Annotated in this window: 25 protein-coding genes; 20 read left to right on the plus strand and 5 right to left on the minus strand. The window is 40.0% G+C overall.

Annotated elements, in window-relative coordinates:
• Positions 1 to 56: 56 nt before the first annotated feature.
• Positions 57 to 1,046 (minus strand): SH3 domain-containing protein, encoded by a 990-nt coding sequence (locus BUF13_RS04580; RefSeq protein ID WP_073570536.1) that lies wholly within the window; start codon positions 1,044 to 1,046, stop codon positions 57 to 59.
• 168 nt (positions 1,047 to 1,214) lie between these two features.
• Complete coding sequence (locus tag BUF13_RS04585) at positions 1,215 to 1,604, minus strand: DUF302 domain-containing protein (protein ID WP_083586370.1); 390 nt, start codon at positions 1,602 to 1,604, stop codon at positions 1,215 to 1,217.
• Positions 1,605 to 1,880: 276 nt separating this feature from the next.
• On the opposite strand from BUF13_RS04585, the gene BUF13_RS04590 reads away from it, so the two are divergent.
• Positions 1,881 to 2,591, plus strand: coding sequence for a DUF502 domain-containing protein (locus tag BUF13_RS04590; protein WP_073570538.1), 711 nt, complete (start codon positions 1,881 to 1,883; stop codon positions 2,589 to 2,591).
• On the opposite strand, the gene BUF13_RS04595 is transcribed toward BUF13_RS04590, so the two are convergent.
• A complete protein-coding gene (locus BUF13_RS04595) occupies positions 2,570 to 3,229 on the minus strand; it encodes a LysE family translocator (protein ID WP_317129056.1) in 660 nt (219 codons plus the stop codon). The genes BUF13_RS04590 and BUF13_RS04595 overlap by 22 nt on opposite strands.
• The gene (locus BUF13_RS04600; protein ID WP_073570853.1) at positions 3,190 to 4,740 is read right to left on the minus strand and encodes a GH3 family acyl-acid amido synthetase; all 1,551 of its coding nucleotides are present in this window, start codon (positions 4,738 to 4,740) and stop codon (positions 3,190 to 3,192) included. Before BUF13_RS04600 ends, BUF13_RS04595 begins: the two co-directional genes overlap by 40 nt.
• A 49-nt stretch (positions 4,741 to 4,789) precedes the next feature.
• Between BUF13_RS04600 and BUF13_RS04605 the strand changes: the two genes are divergently transcribed.
• The 11 genes from BUF13_RS04605 (at position 4,790) to BUF13_RS04655 (ending at position 14,634) form a co-directional block, all read left to right on the plus strand.
• Positions 4,790 to 5,467: a YggS family pyridoxal phosphate-dependent enzyme gene (locus tag BUF13_RS04605; RefSeq protein ID WP_073570540.1), complete on the plus strand. Its 678-nt coding sequence runs from the start codon at positions 4,790 to 4,792 to the stop codon at positions 5,465 to 5,467.
• 4 nt (positions 5,468 to 5,471) lie between these two features.
• Positions 5,472 to 5,867, plus strand: a complete 396-nt coding sequence (locus BUF13_RS04610) for a DUF423 domain-containing protein (protein WP_073570541.1) — start codon at positions 5,472 to 5,474, stop codon at positions 5,865 to 5,867.
• The gene (locus BUF13_RS04615) at positions 5,845 to 7,149 is read left to right on the plus strand and encodes a D-alanyl-D-alanine carboxypeptidase (RefSeq protein ID WP_073570542.1); all 1,305 of its coding nucleotides are present in this window, start codon (positions 5,845 to 5,847) and stop codon (positions 7,147 to 7,149) included. Before BUF13_RS04610 ends, BUF13_RS04615 begins: the two co-directional genes overlap by 23 nt.
• Positions 7,150 to 7,274: 125 nt before the next feature.
• The gene (locus tag BUF13_RS04620) at positions 7,275 to 8,315 is read left to right on the plus strand and encodes a S66 peptidase family protein (RefSeq protein WP_073570543.1); all 1,041 of its coding nucleotides are present in this window, start codon (positions 7,275 to 7,277) and stop codon (positions 8,313 to 8,315) included.
• Positions 8,312 to 9,010 carry an SGNH/GDSL hydrolase family protein gene (locus BUF13_RS04625; RefSeq protein ID WP_073570544.1) on the plus strand — a complete coding sequence of 233 codons (699 nt, stop codon included), beginning with the start codon at positions 8,312 to 8,314 and terminating at the stop codon, positions 9,008 to 9,010. The genes BUF13_RS04620 and BUF13_RS04625 overlap by 4 nt, the downstream gene beginning before the upstream one ends.
• A gap of 16 nt (positions 9,011 to 9,026) precedes the next feature.
• Positions 9,027 to 9,710 (plus strand): DUF4377 domain-containing protein, encoded by a 684-nt coding sequence (locus BUF13_RS04630; protein ID WP_166669811.1) that lies wholly within the window; start codon positions 9,027 to 9,029, stop codon positions 9,708 to 9,710.
• 127 nt (positions 9,711 to 9,837) lie between these two features.
• Positions 9,838 to 10,449 carry a fumarylacetoacetate hydrolase family protein gene (locus BUF13_RS04635; protein ID WP_073570546.1) on the plus strand — a complete coding sequence of 204 codons (612 nt, stop codon included), beginning with the start codon at positions 9,838 to 9,840 and terminating at the stop codon, positions 10,447 to 10,449.
• Positions 10,450 to 10,609: 160 nt separating this feature from the next.
• Positions 10,610 to 12,313: a M23 family metallopeptidase gene (locus BUF13_RS04640; RefSeq protein ID WP_243839695.1), complete on the plus strand. Its 1,704-nt coding sequence runs from the start codon at positions 10,610 to 10,612 to the stop codon at positions 12,311 to 12,313.
• Between the two features lie 25 nt (positions 12,314 to 12,338).
• The gene (gene bcp, locus BUF13_RS04645; protein ID WP_073570548.1) at positions 12,339 to 12,788 is read left to right on the plus strand and encodes a thioredoxin-dependent thiol peroxidase; all 450 of its coding nucleotides are present in this window, start codon (positions 12,339 to 12,341) and stop codon (positions 12,786 to 12,788) included.
• 8 nt (positions 12,789 to 12,796) lie between these two features.
• Positions 12,797 to 13,648, plus strand: a complete 852-nt coding sequence (locus BUF13_RS04650; RefSeq protein WP_073570549.1) for a transketolase — start codon at positions 12,797 to 12,799, stop codon at positions 13,646 to 13,648.
• A 23-nt stretch (positions 13,649 to 13,671) separates the two neighbouring features.
• The gene (locus BUF13_RS04655) at positions 13,672 to 14,634 is read left to right on the plus strand and encodes a transketolase family protein (protein ID WP_073570550.1); all 963 of its coding nucleotides are present in this window, start codon (positions 13,672 to 13,674) and stop codon (positions 14,632 to 14,634) included.
• A gap of 52 nt (positions 14,635 to 14,686) precedes the next feature.
• Here BUF13_RS04655 and BUF13_RS04660 read toward each other — a convergent pair whose 3' ends face one another.
• A complete protein-coding gene (locus BUF13_RS04660; RefSeq protein WP_073570551.1) occupies positions 14,687 to 15,811 on the minus strand; it encodes a pentapeptide repeat-containing protein in 1,125 nt (374 codons plus the stop codon).
• Positions 15,812 to 15,917: 106 nt separating this feature from the next.
• Here BUF13_RS04660 and BUF13_RS04665 point away from each other — a divergent pair, with 106 nt between their 5' ends.
• From BUF13_RS04665 to BUF13_RS04700, 8 genes are all read left to right on the plus strand, one after another.
• Complete coding sequence (locus BUF13_RS04665) at positions 15,918 to 16,469, plus strand: GNAT family N-acetyltransferase (protein WP_073570552.1); 552 nt, start codon at positions 15,918 to 15,920, stop codon at positions 16,467 to 16,469.
• A gap of 23 nt (positions 16,470 to 16,492) precedes the next feature.
• Positions 16,493 to 18,037 (plus strand): glycoside hydrolase family 99-like domain-containing protein, encoded by a 1,545-nt coding sequence (locus tag BUF13_RS04670; RefSeq protein ID WP_073570553.1) that lies wholly within the window; start codon positions 16,493 to 16,495, stop codon positions 18,035 to 18,037.
• Positions 18,038 to 18,116: 79 nt separating this feature from the next.
• Positions 18,117 to 18,557, plus strand: a complete 441-nt coding sequence (locus BUF13_RS04675; protein ID WP_073570554.1) for a hypothetical protein — start codon at positions 18,117 to 18,119, stop codon at positions 18,555 to 18,557.
• Positions 18,558 to 18,657: 100 nt separating this feature from the next.
• Positions 18,658 to 21,885 (plus strand): S41 family peptidase, encoded by a 3,228-nt coding sequence (locus BUF13_RS04680; RefSeq protein ID WP_073570555.1) that lies wholly within the window; start codon positions 18,658 to 18,660, stop codon positions 21,883 to 21,885.
• A 109-nt stretch (positions 21,886 to 21,994) separates the two neighbouring features.
• Complete coding sequence (locus BUF13_RS04685; protein ID WP_073570556.1) at positions 21,995 to 22,498, plus strand: hypothetical protein; 504 nt, start codon at positions 21,995 to 21,997, stop codon at positions 22,496 to 22,498.
• Between the two features lie 14 nt (positions 22,499 to 22,512).
• Complete coding sequence (locus tag BUF13_RS04690) at positions 22,513 to 22,905, plus strand: hypothetical protein (RefSeq protein ID WP_073570557.1); 393 nt, start codon at positions 22,513 to 22,515, stop codon at positions 22,903 to 22,905.
• Positions 22,902 to 23,291, plus strand: a complete 390-nt coding sequence (locus BUF13_RS04695; RefSeq protein ID WP_073570558.1) for a hypothetical protein — start codon at positions 22,902 to 22,904, stop codon at positions 23,289 to 23,291. The genes BUF13_RS04690 and BUF13_RS04695 overlap by 4 nt, the downstream gene beginning before the upstream one ends.
• Before the next feature lie 254 nt (positions 23,292 to 23,545).
• A complete protein-coding gene (locus BUF13_RS04700; protein ID WP_073570559.1) occupies positions 23,546 to 24,925 on the plus strand; it encodes a glycoside hydrolase family 30 protein in 1,380 nt (459 codons plus the stop codon).
• Positions 24,926 to 24,936 lie beyond the last annotated feature (11 nt).

Here is a 24,936-nt window from a genome sequence, read left to right on the forward strand (position 1 = left end):
GATAAAAATAAAAAAAGGTTGCCTTCGGAAGAGGGCAACCTTTTTTTATTCTTTTTTCAATTCACAAAATCCAAGAATCGCTTACTCAGCCATTTTTCTTCCAAAGCCAATCTGCACCAATCCCCACTTTCGGTAATGATAAAAACTTCTTCGGTTTTTGGTAAAGTCCCAACCACTAAAAAATTGGTACCTGGCCCACTTCTCACATTGAGCACATTGGCATTGACAGTAGCTCGCTTTACTGGTTCGGTATATCGCCCATAAACCCAATGGGATTGGCTTTTGGAGATTTTAAGCCATCCATTTGACTCATCATATACTCTCAAAACAGCTCCTCTCTCAACGGGTTGTCTATCCGAGGCTTTCGAAAAACTACTAGAAGCTCCAACCCTCACATTGAGTCGATTTGCAGTCACAATTGCATATCCCAAATCCTTTGGAATTTCAGTCACAACATTCCCTCCTACCTCAGCTGCTACCAATGGAGCAAAATGTTGAAGGAAATCTTCCACTTTATTTCCTCCAAAGAAATTGGTTCCGGGACATGATTTATTGGTTCCGGTTCCATTATTTCTTTTCCCAGTACTCAAGTCAAACCAATGATGATAAATGATCCCAAATTGATTGACCGGAAGATTGAATTTGGAACAAATCAGTGCGGTAGCCTTGACAATCGCCAATAATTGGTCTTGACTCATTTGGTCTCCTCCACCATCAAAATTCCCAAAATGCTCAAAACAGATGGAATGTTGGTTATTTCCAAAAATACAGGCAGGTGTCATCTCCAATGATCTGCCAGTAACGATCATTCCATCTGGGAAGATGGTAAAATGCTGCCCTATATCACTCCAACCATTCGAACCTACATGATGATTTTTCATCGCTTGCTGGCGTTCAAAGTGATTCGACCCATTAAAATGTGAATAATTAGGAACCCAGGTATGATGCTGTTGCACGGTAAGGATTGTTCTGGCCACACGCTGACTTGTTAGCCAATTCTCAAATTCCTGGATATTCATTTTCAAAAAACCGTATTTCGATTCCATGGCAGATTGTATTAAAAATTAAAAAGGATAGGAAAGAAACCAATTTACTAAAAATGAAGGAGGTTTAAGTTTTTTCAGAATAGAAACAAAAAATCTTGAACACTTTAAATCAAAAAGCATCGACAAATCAATTGTCGATGCTTTTTCCTTTTTACTATTTTGAAAGGCTTAAATACTATTCAAAGCTCTTTCAAGCTTTTGCTTCACCTCTCCCGCCAAAGGCTCAATCTCAGGATTCTGAACTGCTGCCATGGCTGATATCGGATCCATGATCGCCACCTCATATTCACCATCCTCCAATCCACGAATGGTTACATTGCAAGGCAACAAAGCACCAATATGTGGCTCAGCTTGGATCACTTTGTCAGCAAAAACCGGATTACAAGCTCCTAAAATCAAATAAGGAGGATAATCCTTATCCAATTTCTTTTTCATAGTAGCCTGAACATCGATCTCTGTGAGGATTCCAAAGCCCTCCTCTTTGAGTGCTGCTTCCACTTTTGATCTCAATTCTTCAATAGATGGTGATTTAAAAATTTTCTCTTTGTAATAGCTCATCTCTTTGACATTTATTTGATTACCTAAAGTACAAAATCTAAGTATTTAGAATCTGTGATGAATGACACAGACTACTTTTTCCTGAATTATACTAAACTTGAAGATCCATGGCCTTTCCATAAATCTGTGGAACTGGAGAAGAAAATACACATTACAGCACATTTTTTACACAATCCATTTTTCAAAAATCGCCTCCTAATAACTTTTCACCTATGGCACAATATTATCTAATTGATTAGGTATAATCTAACACACTAATCCTTAAACCCTTGTACCATGAATTCTGAACCCAAAATTGAAGATCGACCTACTAATAGAACAAAAAGAGGTTTTTTGTTAGACACCTTGATTCAAGGATTTATCATTTTGCTTCCTTTGAGTATTATCCTCCTTTTACTATCATTTGTCTTTAACTTTATTTTTAAGATTGTTTCTCCAATCAGCTCCATATTAGACCCTAAAAATGATGATCCACATTGGTCTATCAATTTCCTTTCATTGGGAATTCTGGTTGTATTTATTTTCATAATAGGTGCGGTCATCAAAATCAGATTGGGGAAAATATACTTTTCCATTTTTGAGAGAAAATACCTTTCCAAGGTTCCATTGTATAGCATGATCCAACAAACCGTCTTGCAGTTTGTTGGGCTCAAAAAACTCCCTTTCTCAGAAGTGGTCTTAATCGATCCATTTCAATCCGGAACTATGATGACAGGCTTCATCACAGACAGAATCAATGATGACTTAATAACGGTATTTGTCCCAACAGCCCCCAACCCTGCCAATGGGAACATCTATCATGTCCCCAAAGAAAAATTGGTTTTGCTTGATGTGAGTACACAAGATGCCATGAAAACAATCATGGGAATGGGAACAGGAACTTGCAGCATGCTGGCTGGCAATCAGGATAATTTTAAAACCAATTGCTCAGAAGAATCTAGAATGCAATTGGAAGGTGAAGAAGCTCAAGATAACCAAGTTAAATAAAGCATCCGCAGTCCAAATCCGATCAAGATAATTCCCACGGCTTTATTCATATAAAAAGTAATCTTTGGAGTGATAAACTTTGCCAGTTTCTTTGCGATAAATGCTTTTAGCAAATCGACCAAAAACACTGTCCCCAGAATCCCGAAATAATAAAGAAATACACTAGTTGAGGAGAAATTCTGCTTGGAACCAACCAAACTGGCAATCGAAATCCAAAAAAGAAGCACAAATGGATTGATCCCATTGATGCTAAAGCCCTTGAGAAAAGCTGTTTTCTTTTTCCCTTTCGCGACAGGTAATCCTCCGGAATTAGGTCTCGGTTTATCCTTTTTCACAAGACTTCCGATTCCAAAGGCAACTAAAATAAACCCTCCCCCAAATCCCAAAATCTGCTCAAATGAAGGGAATTGGACTAATAGACTAATTCCAAAATAGGTCACCAATACATAAAAAGTATCCGAAACCAGAATTCCAAAAGCCAAAGCCATGGCATATCGAAAGCCATGCTCTAAGCTACTTTGGATCAAAGTAAAGAAGACAGGACCGATCATCGCCGAAAGCAATAAGCCCATACTGACTCCTTCCAACCATGCCCCCATCAGCTTCCGACTCCCTTCTCTTTTAGAAATTGCTGCCAATCCAAAGCTTTTTCCCCTTTCAAAACTCTAGGAAACTTATTCTGTCCACCTTCTTTACCTTGAGCTTTCATCCATCCATAAAATGTCTCAGCAGGTAACACATCACAAAGCACAGATTTCAATGCATGTCTTCTTTCCACCGCATAGTCGTCATTGAGTTCTTTGAGGTATTTATCAATCAACTTTGAAAACTCTTTTGGATCTGCCTGATCCTTTGTTCCGATGTACCAATGATGTGCAAACAAACTCCCATGTGGAATTCCCAAAACCGTAAATTCCTTCACATTGACATCCAATTCCTCAGCCGCCAATTCCACAGCTTTATTCATATTATCAACTGAGAGATGTTCTCCACAAAGACTTAAAAAATGCTTTGTTCTACCCGTGATGATGATTTCTGATTCTTCTTTGGAAATGAACCTAACAGTATCTCCAATCAGATATCTCCAAGCTCCAGCGCAGGTGGAAATCATAATCGCATAATCTTTACCCACTTCAACTTCATCAATTTTCAAAGTTTCAGCTCCCGGCCTAATAGCTCCATTTTCATCAAAGTTTTGGTCATTGAATGGAATAAATTCATGAAAGATCCCATTGTTCAAGACCAACCGCATGGACTTGCGATTAGGCAATGCTTGAAAAGCCAAAAATCCTTCGGAGGCGAGATAGGTTTCGATATAGGTCAATGGTTTCCCCAAAAGCTTTTCAAAACCCTTTTTGTAGGGTTCAAAAGAAACTCCTCCATGAACGAAAATCTGCAAATTCGGCCAAATCTCATGAATATTTTGAACTTGATATCTTTCGATGATTTTCTCTAAAAGAATCTGCAGCCAAGCCGGCACTCCCACGATTATTCCGATATCCCATTTGTGAGCTTTTTCGACAATCTGTTCCAGCTTATCTCCCCAGTTTTTGTTTCTGGAAATCTTCTTTCCTGGTTTATAAAAACGCTGAAACCAAATAGGCAATCTCCCAGCTGTAATCCCGCTCAAATCACCGGAAAAATAAGTTCCATTAAATTCCAGATCGGTACTTCCTCCCAACATCAAGATCCCTTTGGTAAACAAAGAAGGCGGAAGGTCATATTTTGACAAACTCAGTATCTGTCTCACGCCCGTTCTACGTATGGCTTTGACCATGTCTTTGGTGATCGGAATATATTTGGAAGCCGCTCCAGATGTTCCAGAACTTAAAGCGAAATACTTAACTTTTCCAGGCCAAGTGACATCTCTTTCCCCATCCATCAACTTGTACCACCACTCTTGATGAATGCTGTCATAATCATAAATTGGAACCTGTTCCTTGAACCGTTCATAAAAAGTATGATTATCCTGTTTGAATGATTTCAAAATGCCATTGAAACCATATTTTTCAGCTATTTGGGTTCTATTTGCATGAATGAGCAGTTTTTTCAATTCATGTTTTTGAAGCTCTAATGGTTGAGAATGCTCTTGTTCCAAACTTTCTCTCAACCGTATGCCTTTCTTTAGTAAAGTACTGATGATCGCCATATCTTTGTCTTGGCTGTATTTCAAAAATGATTGACTATAAAAATAGAGAATGGAAATCAAAGCGAATCTTGAAGCGGTAAAAAAAACCTTTAAAAATTCTGATTGCCTATTGGTGGCGGTGAGCAAAACCAAGCCATTGGAAGACCTAAAAGAGGCCTATGAAGCTGGTATTCGGGACTTTGGAGAAAACAAAGTTCAGGAACTACAAGACAAGCAGCCTCAGATGCCAGATGATGTCAAATGGCATATGATCGGACATCTTCAGAGAAACAAGGTAAAGTACATTGCTCCTTATGTTCATTTGATCCATGGAGTAGACTCATTCAAACTTTTGAAAGAAATCGATAAGCAAGGAGCAAAAATTGGTAGAATCATCCCTGTTTTGCTTCAAATGCATATTGCAGAGGAAGAAACTAAGTTTGGGTTTGACCGAACAGAATTGGAAGCAATGCTTTCTGATCCCGACTTTCAAAGCATGGAACATGTAGAAGTCAAAGGATTGATGGGGATGGCAACATTCACTGAGGATACCGATCAAATCAGAAGAGAATTTCGAGGATTGAAGAATCAATTTGAGGAGTTGAAAACACAGCCATTGCCTTCTTTTATGAAAATGGAAGAACTATCGATGGGAATGAGTGGAGACTATTTAATCGCTCAAGAAGAAGGCAGCACAATGGTGCGAATCGGATCAGCAATTTTTGGAGCAAGAAATTACCAAGTTTAAAGAAATGAACGGAAAGCAGATTATTATGATTGCTGGTTTATCCGGTGCAATCGCCGTTGGATTGGGAGCTTTTGGAGCCCATGGTTTAGCAGGAATCCTTGCTGAAACAGGCAGAACAGAAACTTTCGAGACAGCCGTCAAATACCATTTTTACCACACATTGGCTCTTTTCCTAATCGGTGTTTTGTCAATTGTAAAACCTCAATGGAAAAGCCTAAACTTTGCGACATGGTCCATGGTTTTTGGTATAATTGTTTTCTCAGGATCCCTTTACATTCTTTCTCTTTCAGGAGTGACTTGGTGGGGAGCCGTGACTCCTTTGGGAGGAGTTGGCTTTATTTTGGGATGGTTAGGATTGTTTTATTCAGCGTTGAGAAATGACCAAATTATTGCAGACTAGAATTACCCTTCTTTTTACATTTTTCCTTCTTAGTCAAGGAGTTTTTTCCCAAATCACTCGGGACCAATACACCAAACTGGAAACTGCTCTTGGCGAAGGAAGTTTTTTCTCTGGGCATATGACAGGCTTCATGCTTTATGACCTAGACTCGCAGAGAGTCATGTATGAGAAAAACTCCCAAATCCGATTCACTCCTGCTTCGGTCACTAAGCTTTTCACACTATTCTCCAGCATACTCATCCTCAATGACAGTACCCAGACATTACGCTATGTCCCAGCTGGAGATACTTTGAAAATCTGGGGAGCTGGCGATCCATCCTGGAAATACCTAGACCTTCCTTCTCCAGATTTTCAAAAATTCTTAGCTCCCTATAAAGTCATTCAGTATTCTGATGACAACATGAAATCCACGCCTTTTGGAGATGGCTGGCAATGGGATGACTATGCTTATTATTATTCTGCTGAAAGAAGCTCACTTCCTATTTACGGGAATCTAATTCACGTTTATCCAGGGAAAAACAATCCAAAAGTTTCTCCTTCGAGATTTCAAAGCTCTGTCTTCAAAACCGACAGGGAGTTAAAAGACATGGAGAGAGATTTTCATGAGAATGAATTTTACTACAATCCCTTGACATATAGAGGAAGAGAAGACTACCTTCCATTCATTACTTCACCTGAATTATTGATGGAATTGGCTTCTGGTGAGACAGGTAAAACCTGGATTTATCAGCCAGATTCACTTCCAGAAAATCATCAACTCTGGAGAGGAAATGCCTTATTTCCTTTGTTAAAAGAGATGATGTTGGAAAGCGATAATTTCTTGGCGGAGCAACTGATGATGATGGTTTCTGATCGGCTTTTTGGAGAATTGGATTCAGAGCGAGCGATTGAATATATGATCAAAACCTACCTCTCAGACCTACCGGATGAACCGATTTGGGTAGACGGAAGCGGCCTGAGTAGATACAATCTTTTCACTCCAAGAACCATGGTTGGCTTATTCGAAAAGCTATATCGGGTTGTTCCTGATGAGATGCTTTATGAGCTCCTTCCAACAGGTGGAGTTTCAGGAACCATCAAAACCAATTACCAAGCAGCCACTCCCTATATTTTTGCAAAAACGGGAACGATGAGCAACAACCATAGCTTGGTAGGACTGATCAAAACCAAAAGCGGAAAAACTTATTGCTTTGCCTTTATGAACTCCAATTATCCTTGGAAAGCGAGTGAGATTCGAAGAGAAATGGAAAAAGTGCTGATCTCAGTGCGGGATAATTTCTAATTAGTGCTGAACACAGATAGAATTTCTAATGATATCTTAAAATTGATTCTCCAATTGTCAAATGGATTGGTTTCTGCTTCAATTCCTTTCTAAAAAGTCCCTATTTTCAAGAAAAATTAGAATCAATGCAAAAAAGAGAATTCCTCAAATCTTTAGGCCTTATTGCTGGTGTCACTCCTTTTATGGCATTTAGCAGTTCGGTTTCCTCCCCTAAAAACTCAACATTACTTCCAAAAGCTCTTCAAAAAGGGGATACTGTTGGATTGATAAGTCCTTCAGCTGCCACAGCTGATAGAATGCAATTTACCTTTGCGAAAGAAGCATTGGAAGCTTTGGGCTTTCAAGTGAAATTGGGAGAAAACCTTAAAAACAGAAGAGGACATCTAGCAGGGACAGATGAGGAACGAGCAGGCGATTTGAATGCAATGTTTGCAGACAAAAATGTAAAAGGAATCGTCTGCATCCGCGGTGGTTCAGGAGCAGCTAGAATCCTTCCTTTGATTGATTACAATCTGATCAAAAAGAACCCAAAACCATTAATGGGTTATTCGGATATTACGGCCTTGCATTGTGCCATTTATTCACAAACAGGTTTGATTACTTTCCACGGACCAAACGGAAGTGGAAGCTGGAACAGCTTTAACGTAAAGCGATTTGAAGACCTTTATTTCGCTCAAGAAATGGTCACTTTTGAGAACGAAATCGTAGAAGGAGATGACTTGGTAATCAAGGCCAACCGCATTCAGACTCTTTTACCCGGTGTAGTCGAAGGAAAACTACTAGGAGGAAACTTAACAGTATTAACAGCTTTAAGTGGATCACCATATTACCCTGATTTTAAAGACTCTATCTTATACATCGAAGATGTAGGAGAAGATCCATATCGCATAGATCGTATGATGAGTACATTGAAATTAAATGGCACCTTGGATGCTATCAAAGGTTTTATTTTCGGTCAATGTACCGAATGTGATCCTGGTGGTGGCTATGGTTCTTTGACCGTAGATCAGGTCTTGGATGATTACATTCTTCCTTTGAAAATCCCTGCTTATTCAGGAGCTATGATTGGTCACGTTTCCAAGCAATTCATTATCCCAAATGGAGCTAAAGTTCGGATGAATTCAGAGACAGGAAGTTTCCAATTGATCGAAAAAGTATTTCAATGAAAATCAGTGTTCTAATACTTTCTATTCTCTCTTTCTTGGCCTGTAATCCTAGCGGACCTAACAGTACCGACAATGACATCAATATGAATCAAGATTTCAAATCTTACCTAGCCCTCGGGGATAGCTATACCATTGGAGAAGGTGTTTCTGAAGAAAATAGATACCCAAATCTATTGGTCGAAATGCTCAACCAGAATTCTGAAATCCAATGGAGGAAACCAGAAATCATTGCCAAAACAGGTTGGACGGTAGATGAATTGGAAGCGGGGATCAATGAAGCAGCACCGACGGGTGAGCCCTATGATTTGGTCACCTTACTGATCGGAGTCAACAATCAGTATCGAGGTAGGTCCGTTGAGGAATTTCGTCCCGAATTTGAGCAAATGTTACTCAGAGCAATTGGTTTTGCAGGTAATCTCCCAGACCATGTGATCGTCTTATCCATTCCTGATTGGGGAGTTACTCCATTTGCAAAGGAAAAAGGAACAGATGCGGAGAAAGTTGCACAAGAAATCGACGAATACAACCAAGCGAAGCAGGAAATATGCGAACAATACGGTATCAAATTCATTGATATTACCACAAACTATCGTTTGATCGGCGGAAGTTCAGATGCTGTTGTTGCTGACAATCTCCATCCAAGTGGTGCAATTTATAAGCAATGGGCACAGGCTTTGTACGAAGTTCTTAAGTAAATTAAATTATATGCTTATGAAAAGTCTTATAGCAATCCTTTTTGTAGCTCTATTGGGCGTTTTCTCATGCGAACCTGTAGAGCAAGAAGAAACTGAAATCTGGTGGATCAATAGCGCTAGAGTAGAATGTATGGGTGTTGGTCCAATGCAGTGTTTACAAATTCAAAAAACTACAGACCTAGATCCCACTAAATGGCAGCTTTTCTATGATAAAATAGAAGGCTTTGATTATCAAGCTGGTTATATTTATCAAATTGAAGTAAAAGTTGGAGACAAAACAGAACCTATTCCTGCTGATGCTTCATCAAAAACTTACGAATTGGTAAAAGTTATGTCACAGGAAGCCGATCCAAAATTAATGTTGACCAATATCTGGAAACTAATCCAAGTTGGGGACATAGAAAACCCAACTCTCCCCAATAGTGAAGAAGCTTTGACATTTGAATTCAATGCCTCTGAAATGACCTATATGGGAAATACCGGATGTAATTCTGTTCGTGGTAAAATTGAAGAAAATGATGGCAGCAATTTGAAATTGGGTCCTGGCGCTATGACCAGAAAAGCCTGTATGGATATGACTGTTGAGAATGCAGTTACCAAAGCTTTGAATGAAATCAGTTCATATTCTGTTGCGGATCGAAAACTGACTTTATTTGATAATTCTGGAAACATTGTAATGCTATTTCAAGCTGCAGACTAAGAATTATTCCGCTGGAATATATCTCTCATAATTTCGAAAGCACCATTCTTCATAAAATGGTGCTTTCTGTGTTTTCTGCCATACAAATCCCTTATTTTTACCCAACAATTGCAATTCCCGATCATCCATGAAAATAATCTGCATCGGCCGAAATTATGCGGCACATATTGAGGAACTGAAAAATGAAACTCCTGGAAATCCTGTTGTATTCCTGAAGCCAGACACGGCTTTATTGAAAAACGGAGCAGCGTTTTTCTATCCCGATTTTTCCAAAAACATTCACCACGAAGCAGAATTGGTTTTAAAGATTTCCAAGGAAGGAAAATACATCCAAAAGCAATTTGCACATCGCTACTTCGAGGAGATTGGTTTGGGAATCGATTTTACTGCAAGGGACCTTCAGGATCAATGCAAAGCCAAAGGACTGCCTTGGGAAATCGCTAAAGCTTTCAATGGTTCTGCTCCTATTGGAGATTTTATGCCTGTTTCAGATTTCAGCGATTTGAAGGATATTGACTTTCATCTGACCATCAATGGGGAAACTCGTCAAAAAGGAAATACCAGCTTGATGCTATTTGATTTCGGAACTATCATTGAATATGTTTCTCAATTTTTCACGTTGAAGAAAGGTGATCTGATCTACACTGGCACTCCAGCGGGAGTTGGACCTGTTCAAGTAGGAGATCATTTAGAAGGCTATATCGGAACTCAAAAATTGTTGGATTTTGAGGTTAAATAATTCATTTCTCTACTTCATTCTTTTCTTCTTAGTTCTTTCACAAATTTCTTTTTCACAGGGAGTTATAAAGAATCATTTTCGATCTCCTGTAAAGCCTGGAGGCAGGAATTATCTATCTGGAAATTTCTCAGAATTACGTCCAAGTCACTTTCACACAGGTTTGGATTATAAGTTTGGAGGAGTTGAAGGTGAACCTATTTACGCCGCTGCTGATGGATGGATTCATAGGATTAAAATTTCCACCTATGGCTATGGGAATGTCATTTACATGAAGCATCCTACGGGTCATATTACACTTTATGGGCATTTAAGGAATTTCAATCCAAAGCTTCAAAAATACATTATCCAAAAAATGTATGAAGCCAAGGTAAATGATCTTGAAGTCTACCCTGAGCCGGGCGAGATCCAGATTAAAAAAGGAGAAAGGATAGCTGATGGAGGAAACTCTGGAAGCTCTGGAGGGCCCCATCTCCATTTTGAAATCCGAGACAGTTTAGATCGTGCCATGGATCCCTTGCTTTTTGGATTTCCTGAAATTATCGACAAAACTGCACCCACTCCTCAAAAAGTAGCCTTGGTTCCTTTGGACATCACCTCCAGAATCAATGGTAAATACCAACGAGAGGAGTTTTCTTTGAGTCCAATCACAGGTGGCTATAGAATCCCTTCCAATATTGAAATTACCGGAAGAGTTGGGTTGGAATTTCAAGGCTTTGATCAATTGGATGGAGCTAGCAATAGAAACGGATTCCCAACTTTTGAAATTTTTGAGGAAGACAGTTTGAAATACAGCTTGGTAGTGGACAAAGTTGACTTTAATATCTCACGTCAATTCCTACTTCACACTCACAACAACCGATTTACAAAGCTTTATTTTCAGCCAAATCTGAAATTCGATTATTTCCATCCTAAAAACCAACAAACAGGACATTTGGAACTGGAACCGGGTGTCAAAAAAGATTACCAGCTACAGTTAAAAGATGCTTATGGGAATACACGTAAGATCAATTTCACCTTGGTAGGTAAAGATCAGGATTTCGTGGTTAATGATGGAGCAGCTCCTAGCAAAACTCAAATAGATTACATTGGTAACATTTTAAAAATTAAAGCTCCAATCACACCGATGGGTGGTTTGGCCAAGTATTATGTAGGCACGCAGACTTTTGAAATGCTCCCAGCTTATCAGGATGCAAATTCCAGAACCTACTTATGGGATATGAGGTTTGGAGTGCCTGATCAAATTGACATTTGCTCGGAAGTAATTCAAACTCCTTTGAAGGCAATCATTTCTGCAGGTGAAGAAAAATTATATGCTGAAAAAGGAGTTCAGATTCATTTTGATGAAAACACCCTTTTGGATCATTTATTCCTAAGAATTGAAGAAAGCGGAACGGTAACCTCTCCCCGATTGACAATCAATGATCCAACCGAATACCTTTGGAATTCTATGGAAGTCTTGTGGTATGCTAACCCAGGGAATTTGGACAAATCAAGAGCCCATGTCTACCAGGTAAATAGCCGTGGCTCCAAGTCATTTGTAGGCGGGACTTGGGAAGATGGAGCAATCCGTTTTAAAACCAGAAATTTTGGTACTTTTATGCTCGCCGAAGACGTAAAAGCTCCTTCGATCACTCCGATTCGAGTAAATAGCTCAGAAATCCGATTCATTATCAAAGACGATTTATCAGGCATTCAGAGTTTTGAAGCCATGATAAATGGAGAATGGGTACTGATGAGATACGAGCATAAAAAAGCTCAGATTTGGTCTGAAAAATTAGAAGAAAAAGCTTTTCAGGGTCCAGTTTTACTTCGTGTAAAGGACTCGGCAGGCAATGTTGCTGAATGGAAAGGTACAATCAGTTAATTATTCACATTAAATAGCATTGAATATGTCACTAGAAGTAGGTCAAAAGGCACCTGAATTTGAAGCAAAAATTGAAACCGGAGAAACTATCAAACTCTCTGATTACAAAGGCAAAAAGGTAGTACTTTATTTCTACCCAAAGGACAATACTCCTGGCTGCACTGCTGAGGCATGTAATCTGAGAGACAACTACGATGCCTTGCTAAAAGCTGGCTATGTGGTTTTGGGAATTAGTTCAGATTCTGAAAAATCCCATCAAAAATTTATTGAAAAACAATCTCTTCCCTTTTCTTTGATATCCGATCCTGATTTGACTGTTCATAATCTGTACGGAACTTGGGTCGAAAAGCAGATGTATGGAAGAAAATACATGGGAACAGCCCGAACCACTTTCATCATAGACGAAAAAGGAATGATCGAGGAGATCATCGAAAAAGTAAAAACTAAAGAGCACACTGCTCAAATTCTTAAATAATCTCCGTAATGGAAAAACAATCAGTAGAACAACTCCAAAAATACTGTACCCAACTCAGAAGGGATGTTTTGAGAATGGTACATGCTGTAAAATCCGGCCACCCGGGAGCCCCTCTAGGCTGTGCTGAATTTTTTGTCGCTCTGTATTTTGATCAGATGACACATAATCCAGATTTCCAAATGAATGGAAATGGAGAGGACCTTTTCTTCCTTTCCAATGGCCACCTTTCTGCAGGTTGGTATTCCGTTTTGGCAAGAAGTGGATATTTCCCAGTTGAAGAATTAGTGACTTTTAGAAAGTTGAATTCAAGATTGCAGGGTCACCCAGCTACTCATGAGCATCTTCCAGGAATCAGAATTGCTTCAGGATCTTTGGGTCAGGGACTTTCTGTAGCTTTAGGTGCAGCTCAAGCTAAAAAGCTCAACAATGACGATAAACTTGTTTATGTATTGATGGGTGATGGTGAATTGCAAGAAGGTCAAGTGTGGGAAGCTGCGATGTATGGAGCACATTATGGAATTGACAATGTAATCGCTACCGTGGATTATAATGGTCAGCAAATTGATGGTCCTACTGAGAAAGTAATGGATTTGAAAAACCTGAAAGCCAAATGGGAAGCATTTGGATGGGAAGTGATCGAAACCAAAAAAGGAAATGATCTGGAATCTGTCATTGAAGGATTGGAAAAAGCAAAATCCTTGACTGGAAAAGGAAAACCAGTCTTGAACCTTCTTTATACCGAAATGGGCTATGGAGTTGACTTCATGGTAGGTACTCACAAATGGCATGGTTCTCCTCCAAATGACGAGCAACTTGCTGATGCTTTGAGCCAATTACCAGAAACACTTGGCGACTATTAATCCAACCTTCCAATCGACTTATCATGGACTTAGATTTAAAATATAATTACACAGAAAAAAAAGATACCCGTTCTGGATTCGGAGACGGTTTTTTGGAAGCAGGTCGCAAAAACCCAAATGTAGTTGGGCTTTGTGCTGATTTGATCGGTTCCCTAAAAATGGGAGCATTCCAAAAAGAATTCCCTGAGAGATTCTTTCAGACAGGGATTTCCGAAGCCAATATGATCGGGCTTTCTGCAGGGATGACTATTGGTGATAAAATTCCTTTTGCAGGAACTTTCGCCAACTTCGCGACTGGTCGTGTTTACGATCAAATCCGTCAATCTGTAGCCTATTCCAACAAAAACGTGAAAATCTGTGCTTCTCACGCAGGTTTGACTTTGGGTGAAGATGGTGCAACTCACCAGATCCTAGAGGACTTGGGAATGATGAAAATGCTTCCTCATATGACTGTAATCAACCCTTGTGATTACAATCAAACCAAGGCTGCTACTTTGGCAATTGCTGAATACGAAGGACCTGTTTATTTGAGATTCGGCCGTCCAAGCTGGCCTATCTTCACTCCTACTGACCAAAAATTTGAAATTGGAAAAGCATGGAAAATGATCGACGGAACTGACGTGACAATCTTTGCTACAGGTCATTTGGTATGGGAAGCTGTTGTCGCTGAGGCGATCTTGAGAAAAGAAGGCATCTCTGCTGAGGTAATCAACATTCACACCATCAAGCCTTTGGACGAAGAAGCTATTCTGGACTCTGTGGCAAAAACTGGTTGTGCAGTAACTGCTGAAGAGCATCAAATCAATGGTGGTTTGGGTGATTCAGTTGCTCAGACTTTGATCCGTCACAATCCAGCTCCTTTGGAATACGTTGGTGTAAATGACAGCTTCGGTGAGTCAGGAACTCCTACAGAATTGCTTGAAAAATACGGCTTGAATGCTGCAAATATCGTGGCTGCTGCTAAAAAAGCATTGGCTAGAAAATAAGATGGATTCCTAACGATTCTTTAAACCGCAAGCTTTCGAGTTTGCGGTTTTTTTATTTCCCATCCCTACTAATCCTTCCATCATCCAACTTTACATCAGCATTGGCATTTTGCTTCGAAAGCTCTTCCAAATACTTTTCTGCTTTCCCAATTACTTTATCTAATTGTCCAGGAAGATCTGAATGTTCCAAATAGGTGAAATATTGAACATTCTTTCTGGAAATAATATCCTTGAACATCGCATATACCGAATCATGTTTATCATCATGGATCCAGGCTATGATCGGCGTATTGAAATTGGATGAAATCCTTCCCAATTCTGCTGGAACAGATCCCCCTTCCAAATTGGCAAAAACATACCTACTCAAACCAGCCATGGTAGTGACGTTTTCAATCAGGTTTGTTTCAGCGTTTGGAACGAAATCAAAAATGATGGGAACAAAGCCTCTTTCCCTCAATAATTCCCCAACGAATCTCAACAATTCCAATCCACCTTCACGAAATTTCCCCAAAAGCAAAACAGTCTTTTCGTTCAGCTTTTTAAGTGATTTTCCAAATCCGTCTTCTTGGTTGATGAAGTAAAAAAACTGCGCTAAAGCCAAATCATCTACATAAATCACCTCATGATGAGGACCAAGCATGCTTCGGGAGAAGTTATCCCGATGAAGAAAAAGCTCCTTTTGTACCGTCCTTTCCGTGATATGTAAATCCCAGGCAGAAACTCCATATACATTACACCCCTCTATCCTAGCACCATCAAAATTAGCCCCGATAAAAGTCGAATTGTTCAAAGCACAATCTACCATCTGGGCACCTGAAAAATCAGTGGAAGCACAATAGGCTTTCCTCATCATACATCCAGTGAAATTGGCACCTAGAAAACCGGCTCGACTCATATCCACTTCATACAAATAGCAATTCGAGAAATCAGCTCCTGGAAAAATGGCGGATTCAAAGGAGGAATTATGAAAATCAGTATTGCTGAAATTATAGGGATGTTCTGAACCCGATGAAGCTATTGCTCCCTTGGTCCGAATCGAGCTTTTATCTTTTCTCGCGAATTCTGGATAAACTGAAATTTCACTTAAGTCAGGATGAATTTCAGGATTCTCTTTTCTCCATTGGTTCCAAACTTCTGGACCTTGATGAAAAATCTCTAAATGTGTAGGATGTGCCATTTTCTGACATTTAAATTGAAAAATTCTATGAATTGAAGGTAATAATTTAACTTTTTAGAATGGGATAAACTATTTTCCCGATTCAATCTGAGTATCACTCTTTTTTATGGAAATAGAATTATCACCGCAAATCAAAATCGTCCCTATTCAACCTGAGGATGCAGATTTTCTGATCGATTTGATGCATAAAGTATATAAAGACACTTATCAGGATTTTTGGAAAGATGGTGGCGAGTGGTATTCGCAGTTGATTTATAACACTTCAAACATTCATAAAGAATTGAAGCGCGTTCGATCCCATTACTTTTTTGTAGAAGTTGAAGGTGAAAAAGTTGGGATACTAAAATATGATTATCCTTTCTCCCCAAGAGAAACCGAAATCCCAAACGCAATGAAACTGCATCGACTTTACCTAAGTCCAAAAGTCCATGGCAAGGGAATTGCAGCTGTTTTGATGAAGCACATTGAAACTGTGGCTTCTGATAATGATTTGGATTGGATTTGGCTGGAAGCAATGGATGCCAAGCCACAAGCAAAAAGGTTTTATGAGAAAAATGATTATCAAATAGCCCACACCTATGTTTTGGACTTTGAAAACCTGAAACCAGAATATCGTGAAATCCACATCATGAAGAAAAAAGTCCCCAAAAGGCCTTAAATTCAAACAAGACCAACAATACCATGAAGTACCTTTTACAAATCCCTCTCTTTATTTTTCTGATAGCGGCATGTCAGCCTGTCCAAACTTCAAATCAAGCGGCATCCTTATCTTTTTTCCCAGATTCTTCGAATGCTTCAACTACAATTGCGGAGGGAGATGAATTGGTGGGTGTTTACTTCATGCCATCTTGGGATACAGATCCTGACCCAAATGTGGACCGGGATAGCTTTTGGTCCTGTATTCAAGATCCTGAAAACTGTTCTAGTTTGAAAAACACAGGGATTTGGGGTCCAAAAGGAAGAGTCTACAACAAAAGATATCCATACGAGGGGCCCTATTTGGATAGAAAACCCGTCAAGGAATTGAAAGGTTTTTACAATAGAACTGATCCCGATGTCATCAAAAAGCAATTGCAACTGATGAAGTCCTATGGCATTGACTTTTTTGCCTATGATTGGTTTTACGGAAGGAATTATTACTATCATCTATACTTCGGACCTCAATCCAAAATCTTTTACCCTGAGGGATGGAAAATCGATCCCAATCGTGATGGCCGCGTTGCTGTTCCGGGATTGGAGGAATGGAATGAGCAACTTCAGGTCATGCTCGATGTGAATGCCAAACTCCCTGTCGATCAACAAATGAAATGGGCGATCAATTGGTGCGATGATAGCCATGAAAGATGGATGGCTTGGCTAAAGATCGGATCTCCAGATGAGATGGCTAGAAAAGCTAATTATGATGGAGAAAAGCCTGACAAAGCTTTATATCTGAAAGTTCATGAGAAAATCACTCGTCAGTGGACTGATAAATATTTCAAAAGAAAGGACTACCTCAAAGGAAAAGATGGTCGTCCCATTGTCTACTTCTATTTTCCTCAGGATGCTGAATCCAGAGCTGCCTATTATGGTTTGGGTTTAAAAGACCTACTTGATCTTTCCCAAAAGATCGCCAAAGAACAAGGTTTTCCCGGAATCAAATTTATCGCTGTTACTGCTGGTCCAATGTTGGAACGAGAAAGAGCATACGGATTGCCTACAGTCTGGAAAGCCAATAACCCCAATCGACCCTGGGAAGGAGGAGTTTATCAAAAGAAATTATTGCTCCAGGAATATGTCCCAAGACTCAAATCCATGGGTTTTGAAGGGATGACAGCCTATGTTTACCACAACTTCATGGAGAAAGACAATCGCTCTTATGCCGATATGAGAGAGACATACAAAGGTCATTGGAACAAATGGAGTGAGGAATTCAAATCTGATCCAAAATTTGAATACCAAGTTCCTGTAGCTATGGGATGGGACATGAGACCTGCTGGAGGGACATGGCCACAACCTTCAGGCTTTCCTTCCGAACCCTATAAAGACAAGGTCCATAGCGATAAAAAATCCTTCACAGCGATGCTAAGAGACGCAATGGAAGTTTCGCAGAAATACCGAAACTCCAATGGTAATACTGTGATGATTTGTTGCTGGAATGAATACTTGGAAGGGAATTATATCGAGCCCACACAAGGTCATGGATATGATTACTTAGAAGCAATTAAGGAAGTTTACGGAAATTGATAAAACTAAGTCAGCGGCTTGACATTTGTCATGTTTTCATATAGGGAATAAAAGTAGGTTTGAAAAAACCCTTAACCCTATGAATAACCTTCTACGCTTTGGAAGAGTCTCTCTCTTCGTTATCTATTTCTGGTTCGGATTTCTCAAAGTATTGGGAATCTCCCCCGCCGAACCTCTCGTTCACAACCTCTTTGATCAACTCTTGGTCGGGTTTATCCCATTTGAGCAGTTTAGTTCACTATTTGGACTTCTGGAATGCTTGATTGGAATCGTTTGGCTTTTCCCTAAACTGACAAGGGTTGCAATTGCCGCATTATTAGCGCACATGGTCGCGACCTTTCTTCCCGTCTTTTTCTTGCCTAATGACACTTGGCAAACTTGGTTCACTCCTACGCTAGTCGGTCAATATATCATCAAAAATTTCGCTTTGATTTCCTTAGGCTTAATCATCTACAAATTGGATCCTGGTTATGCCTTTGAGTCAAAAAAGGAGAACTTCAAGCAACTGATCAAAAGCTGAATTTTCACCCTAATTTTTTCATTTAAAGTTGATTAAGTGACCATTGGTTAGTTCTGATGGTCACTTCTTTTTATTTTTAAGAAAACCACTTAACCCAAATATGAAAAAATTACTTTTTCCCTTTTTAGCATTGGGTATCTCAAGCTTGACTATGGGTCAAAGCACCCAACTGTTAAGACAACCTACTTTAAGCCAAACAGAAATCGTCTTTGTCTATGCCGATGATTTATGGAAAGTTTCCAGAAATGGAGGCGCAGCAAGCCGACTAACTTCCAATGAAGGTGAGGAAAGCTATCCACATTTTTCTCCAGATGGAAAATGGATTGCATTCACTGGAGAATACGATGGAAATACCGATGTGTATTTGATTGCAAGTGATGGAAGTGAACCGAAACGATTGACTTGGCATCCCGGAAATGATCAAGTCACAGGCTGGTCTCCTGATGGTAAAAAAGTACTATTTGCCTCCGGACGTGAAAGCCATCCTACTCAGGAATCTAAATTCTACGAGATTTCAATCAATGGAGGAATGCCTGAGGCTTTAGCAATTCCCAGAGCTGTAAATGGCGAAATTTCTCCTGATGGAAGTAAAATAGCTTATCAGCAGATTGCTTTTTGGGATCCAGAATGGAGGAATCATCGAGGAGGTCAAGCAAAACCAATTTGGGTGGTAGATTTGAAAAATTACAATTTGACTATGAGTCCCCAATTGGATGGAGAAAGACAAACTGATCCCGTTTGGTTGGGAAATAAGGTTTTCTACATTTCGGAAAGAGATTATTTAGCCAATCTCTGGTCTTTTGATCCATCAACTGGAGTCGAAAAACAGGAAACATTTTTAAAAGATTTTGACATCAAAAATATTGATGCCGGACCGGATGCCATTGTTATTGAGCAGGGAGGCTATTTGCATCTTTATAATCCTGCTGATCAAACATTAAAACAGGTTCCAATTGAAGTAAAAGGCGACTTTTTCTGGGCTAGAGAGCGTTGGGTAGATGTTTCTGCGAATCAACTTCTAAACCCACAACTTTCACCCACTGGTCAGAGAGCTATTTTTGAGTTTAGAGGTGAAATCATCACTATTCCCAAAGAAAACGGAGCTGGAAGAAATATCACCAACTCGTCGGCTTCCGCAGAAAGAGCCCCTATTTGGTCTCCAGATGGAAATCATATCGCCTATTTTTCAGATGCTTCTGGTGAATATCAATTAATGGTTTCCGACCAGACAGGTTCCAAAATTGAAAAGACTATTTCAATTCCTGATCCTAGTTTCTTTTTCAAACCGGAATGGTCACCTAATGGCAAATACATCAGTTTCACAGATACTGATTATAACATCTGGATAGTGGAATATGAATCAGGTTCTGCCAAAATCGTGGAGACTGATAGGTTTGCCCATCCAGACAGAACTATGAACCCGGTGTGGTCCCCAGATGGAAAATGGATAGCCTATTCGAGATTGATGGACAATCAGTTCAAATCCATTTTTGTTTACAATGCCGAAACTGGAAAGAAAATCCAAGTTACTGACTCCATGGCCGATGCCATTACCCCAGTTTGGGATGAAAGTGGAAAGTATTTGTATTACTTGGCAAGTACAGATTACGGTTTAAGTTCCGGTTGGCTTGACATGAGTAGCTATGATCACCCTGTGAATAGAACGCTCTATTTGACTGTGTTGAATTCAAAAGACTCATCTCCTCTTTTGCCAAAAAGTGATGAAGAAATAGAAAAGGAGAAAGATTCTTCGAAAGATGAGGAAAAGGAAACAATCATTGACGAGGCTGGAATCATGGAAAGGATTGTTGCAATTGACCTGCCAGCAAGAAACTATACAGGATTAGCTCCGGGCCCAAGTGGGACAGTTTTTTATATGGAAAGCATCCTAAATGAAGGTACAATTCTCAAAAAATTCGATTTGACAAAAAGAAAGTCAGATGATTTTCTTCCCCGTGTAAATCAAGTGGTGGTTTCCAAGGACCGTAAGTCCTTACTTTATCAGAGTGGAAGTACTTGGGGAATCGTAGAAACTTCAGGAGTAGGCAAAAAGTCTGGAGATGGTAGCTTGAAAGCTCTTTCTTCTATGAAAATCAAAGTTAATCCTCAGCAAGAATGGCAACAGATCTATCGGGAAGGCTGGAGATATCAGCGGGACTTTTTGTATGTCGACAATGTCCACGGAGCTCCATGGGATGAAATCTACCAATGGTATAAGCCTTGGGTTAGCTCAGTCCGCCATAGAAGCGACATGAACTATATCATAGACATCATTGGAGGCGAAGTGGCTGTCGGACACTCTTATACCAGAGGAGGAGACTTCCCGGATGTCAAACGAGTTCCAATCGGGCTTTTAGGAGCTGATTTTGAATTGGATAAAGGCAATTATAAAATCAAAAAGATCTACAATGGTGAAAGTTGGAATCCGAACCTTTCTGCTCCTTTAGCTCAACCGGGTAATTCAGCAAAAGTTGGGGAATACATCGTTGCTATCAATGGGAAAGAAATCCAACCTGGAACCAATATTTATTCTTACCTAGAAGGAACAGCCAATCAATACACACAGATTCAAGTTAATACCAAACCAGGCTTAGATGGAGCGAGACTGATCGGAACGATTCCAGTAACCAATGAAAATCAACTCAGATTGATGGATTGGGTTGAGGGAAACAGAAGGAAAGTAGATGAGCTTTCTGATGGAAAAATTGCCTATGTCTACCTTCCAAATACTGGTGGACCGGGATATACCTTTTTCAACCGATATTACTTTTCCCAACAGGATAAAAAAGGAGCTGTGATCGATGAACGAAACAATGGTGGCGGCTCGGCGGCGGATTATATGGTAGACATCATGGCTAGAAAACTTCAGGGATATTTCAACTCCAGAGCTAATGATCATAGGCCATTTACTACGCCAATTGCTGGAATTTGGGGTCCGAAAGTCATGCTTATCAATGGAAGAGCAGGTTCAGGTGGAGACCTTCTACCTTATCTTTTCCATCAAATGGAAATCGGCCCTCTAGTCGGAGTGAAAACTTGGGGAGGCCTAGTAGGTACCTGGGATACTCCTCCTTTCATAGATGGGGGCCGAATGGTTGCTCCTAGAGGAGGATTCTATGATCTCAATGGTGAGTGGGCTGTCGAAGGAGTCGGTATTTCTCCGGATATCCCAGTGGAGCAAACACCGAAAGATGTCATTGCTGGAAAAGATCCCCAGCTGGAAAGAGCTGTCAAAGAAGCTTTGGATCGAATGGCTACCGAAGGTGTAGAACTGATGCCAGAACCTGCACCTCCAATCCGCTATTTCAGACCAAAAAAGGGTAATTAAAAAGTTTAGAAATCAGGCCTCCAAGGATAGTTAACCTAAGATTAACTTCATTTAATTAGGATTAAAATGCCAAAATCATAAACTTAAAGTCACATTAAATTTTATTACAATGATTGATCAGTTATTAAAAATGGCGGAAGGGCCACTGAAGGAAGTTTTGGCAAATTCTGGTATGAGTGAAGGCCCGGGAACGGCAAATGCAATCGAAGAAACTTTGAGTTCGATTCTACAAAGCAAAGCTCAAAATGGAGATATGGCTGCGATCAAAGAAATGTTTTCTGGTAGTGAAACCCACAATGACAGTCCAGTTGTCCAGAATCTAGCCGGTGATTTGACTGGAGGATTGATGGATAAATTAGGGATTTCAAAGGAGCAGGCAATTGGTTTGGCGATGACAGCCCTGCCTTTGGTAATGAACTATTTCAACAAAAAAGTAGACTCAGCTCCCGGAGCAAACAATGATATCATGAACTCTGTAGCTGATGCCCTTCAAGGAGGTGGTGGTTCTGGAGCTGCTGATATTTTGGGTAGTCTTTTGGGAGGTAATTCAGGAGGCAAAGGCGGAATGGACCTTGGCGGACTGATGGATTTAGGAAAGGGATTATTTAAATAAAAAAACTTAACACTATGAAACGGATTTATGCTTTTTTAATTGCTGCTTTTTTGATGGCGGGATTTGCGACTCAAGCTTCGGCCCAGAAGATTTCTCTACCCTCACCTGATTTTAAAAAGGACATGCTTGGAGCCTTTTCCCCAGGAAATGATGTTGATATTGACAATTCTAAAAAGGACGAGCTGAAAGCTTCCAATGAAAAATTCTTTGATGAGGTGATCAAGATCGCTGGAGGCTCAGGTTCTGATGAAGAAAAGAAGAAATCCATCCTGAATCTGGGCAAAAAACAATCCAGTACTTTCTCAAAAATCTTAGGTGAAGATAAGGCTAAGCAGTATAGAAAGAGCATCAAAAAGAAAATCCGTCCATTTAAAACCAAGTATAAACTAGCCACTCTTATTTTATGAGACACTTAAAAATTGTAGCCTTTTTAGGCCTATTTGTTCTCCTTGCTAACACTTCTTTTGCACAAGGTTTGAAGGTTCCAAAGATGGATCTTTCCAGTCAGGTATTAGGCATTTTGAATAATACCAGCGGGCTGGGACTGAGCGATGATCAGGAAAGCAAGCTCAAAGTTGATAATGAGAGCTTTGTTGACCAGTTGATGAAAATCTCCAACAGCACTGCCTCTGACGATGACAAAAAAGCAAGCTTCTTAGGATTGAAAAATACCAGAACCAAGTTCTTAACCAGCTTATTGGGAAATGAATTATTCCAAAAATATTCTGGACAAATCCTCAAGAGTATCAATCCTCTCAAATCCAAACTGGGACTGGCCGCCTTGGCCTTCTAGCGAAAAAGGATAAATCAATTCGAAGCCTCTGTAGAAATGCAGGGGCTTTTTTATTGGCCAGAGACACGAGATTGGAGATTAAGAGAGTTGAGATTTCAGATTTAAGAATTCAGAATTCAGAATTACGAATGGTTCCTTTTCAATCCATCCAAGAAATTACAAGTTTCCTCAGTCAGGGACTAAAGGAGAATAAAAAACACTGATTTTTTCTTAGCTTTCCTTCTGCTACTAACCAATCACTCATCTATCCTCCCATGAAAAAGATTTACCTCTTTCTTCTCCTACCCTTTCTTGCCTGTACTTCAGAAAAACCAAACATCGAATTGTGGTTAACTGAGCCAGAAGCAGGAATTCTTTTTCAAAAACAGGAGATAGAAATCACCGATTCTTCCCCTAATGAAATCCTTATTGATCCAGAAACTACTTATCAGAGCATGGATGGTTTTGGCTATACGCTATCCCAAGGAAGTGCTCAGCATCTATTGCAAATGAGCGATTCGGCAAGATCAAGCATTCTTAACGAGCTTTTCTCCGAAGGTGAAAACAATATCAGAATATCTTATTTAAGGCTTTCTGTAGCAGCTTCAGATCTAAATGAATTCCCTTTTTCCTACGATGATCTGGAGGATTCTTTAGCCATAGACCCCAATTTGGAGCATTTCAGTCTAAGCTATGACACCTTAGATGTTATTCCTGTCCTGAAAGAGATTCTTTCAATCAATCCTGACATCCAACTGATGGCCTCTCCTTGGTCGCCTCCCTCTTGGATGAAGGACAATAAGGATACTAGAGGTGGATCTTTGCTCGAGGAATATGAGCCCAAATACGTGGATTACCTGGTCAAATACATTCAGGAAATGGAAAAGCTGGGAATCGAAATAGATGCTTTGACCATCCAAAATGAACCACTTCATCCCGGAAATAACCCATCGCTTTTGATGCTGCCTGAGCAACAGGCAAGATTTATAGGAATGCACTTGGGGCCGGCATTTCAAGAGGCTGGAATCACTACCAAAATCATTGTATACGATCACAATGCAGATCGACCGGATTATCCGATTACTGTTTTGGAAGATTCACTTGCTTATCCATTTATCGATGGTTCGGCTTTTCATCTCTATGGAGGTGAAATCGAAGCCTTATCCGAAGTTCATCAGGCCTTTCCTGACAAAAACATCTACTTCACTGAGCAATGGGTTGGTGCACCGGGCAATCTTCCTGGAGATCTTTCCTGGCATGTGAAAAACCTGGTAATTGGAGGCAGTAGGAACTGGGCCAAGACTGTATTGGAATGGAACCTGAGTTCTAATCCTGCATTGACTCCTCATACAGACCGGGGAGGCTGTGATCGCTGTTTGGGGGCTATTACGATTGACGGCGATCAGATTACAAGAAATCCAGCCTATTATATCATCGCTCATGCCAGCAAGTTTGTTGATCCGGGATCTGTTAGAATTGACAGTTCGGAACCTGAAGGTCTGGCCAATGTAGCTTTTGAAAGACCAGATGGTAAAAAAGTACTGATTGTCCTCAATGAATCTTCAGAATCCAAACCCTTCCAAATCAAAGAAGGAGATCAAAGCTTTTCCCTTAGTTTGAATCCTGGAGCTGTGGGGACATTTGTGTGGAAATGATGGATTGATTT

This window comes from Algoriphagus zhangzhouensis, from assembly GCF_900148515.1.
GTDB lineage: Bacteria > Bacteroidota > Bacteroidia > Cytophagales > Cyclobacteriaceae > Algoriphagus > Algoriphagus zhangzhouensis.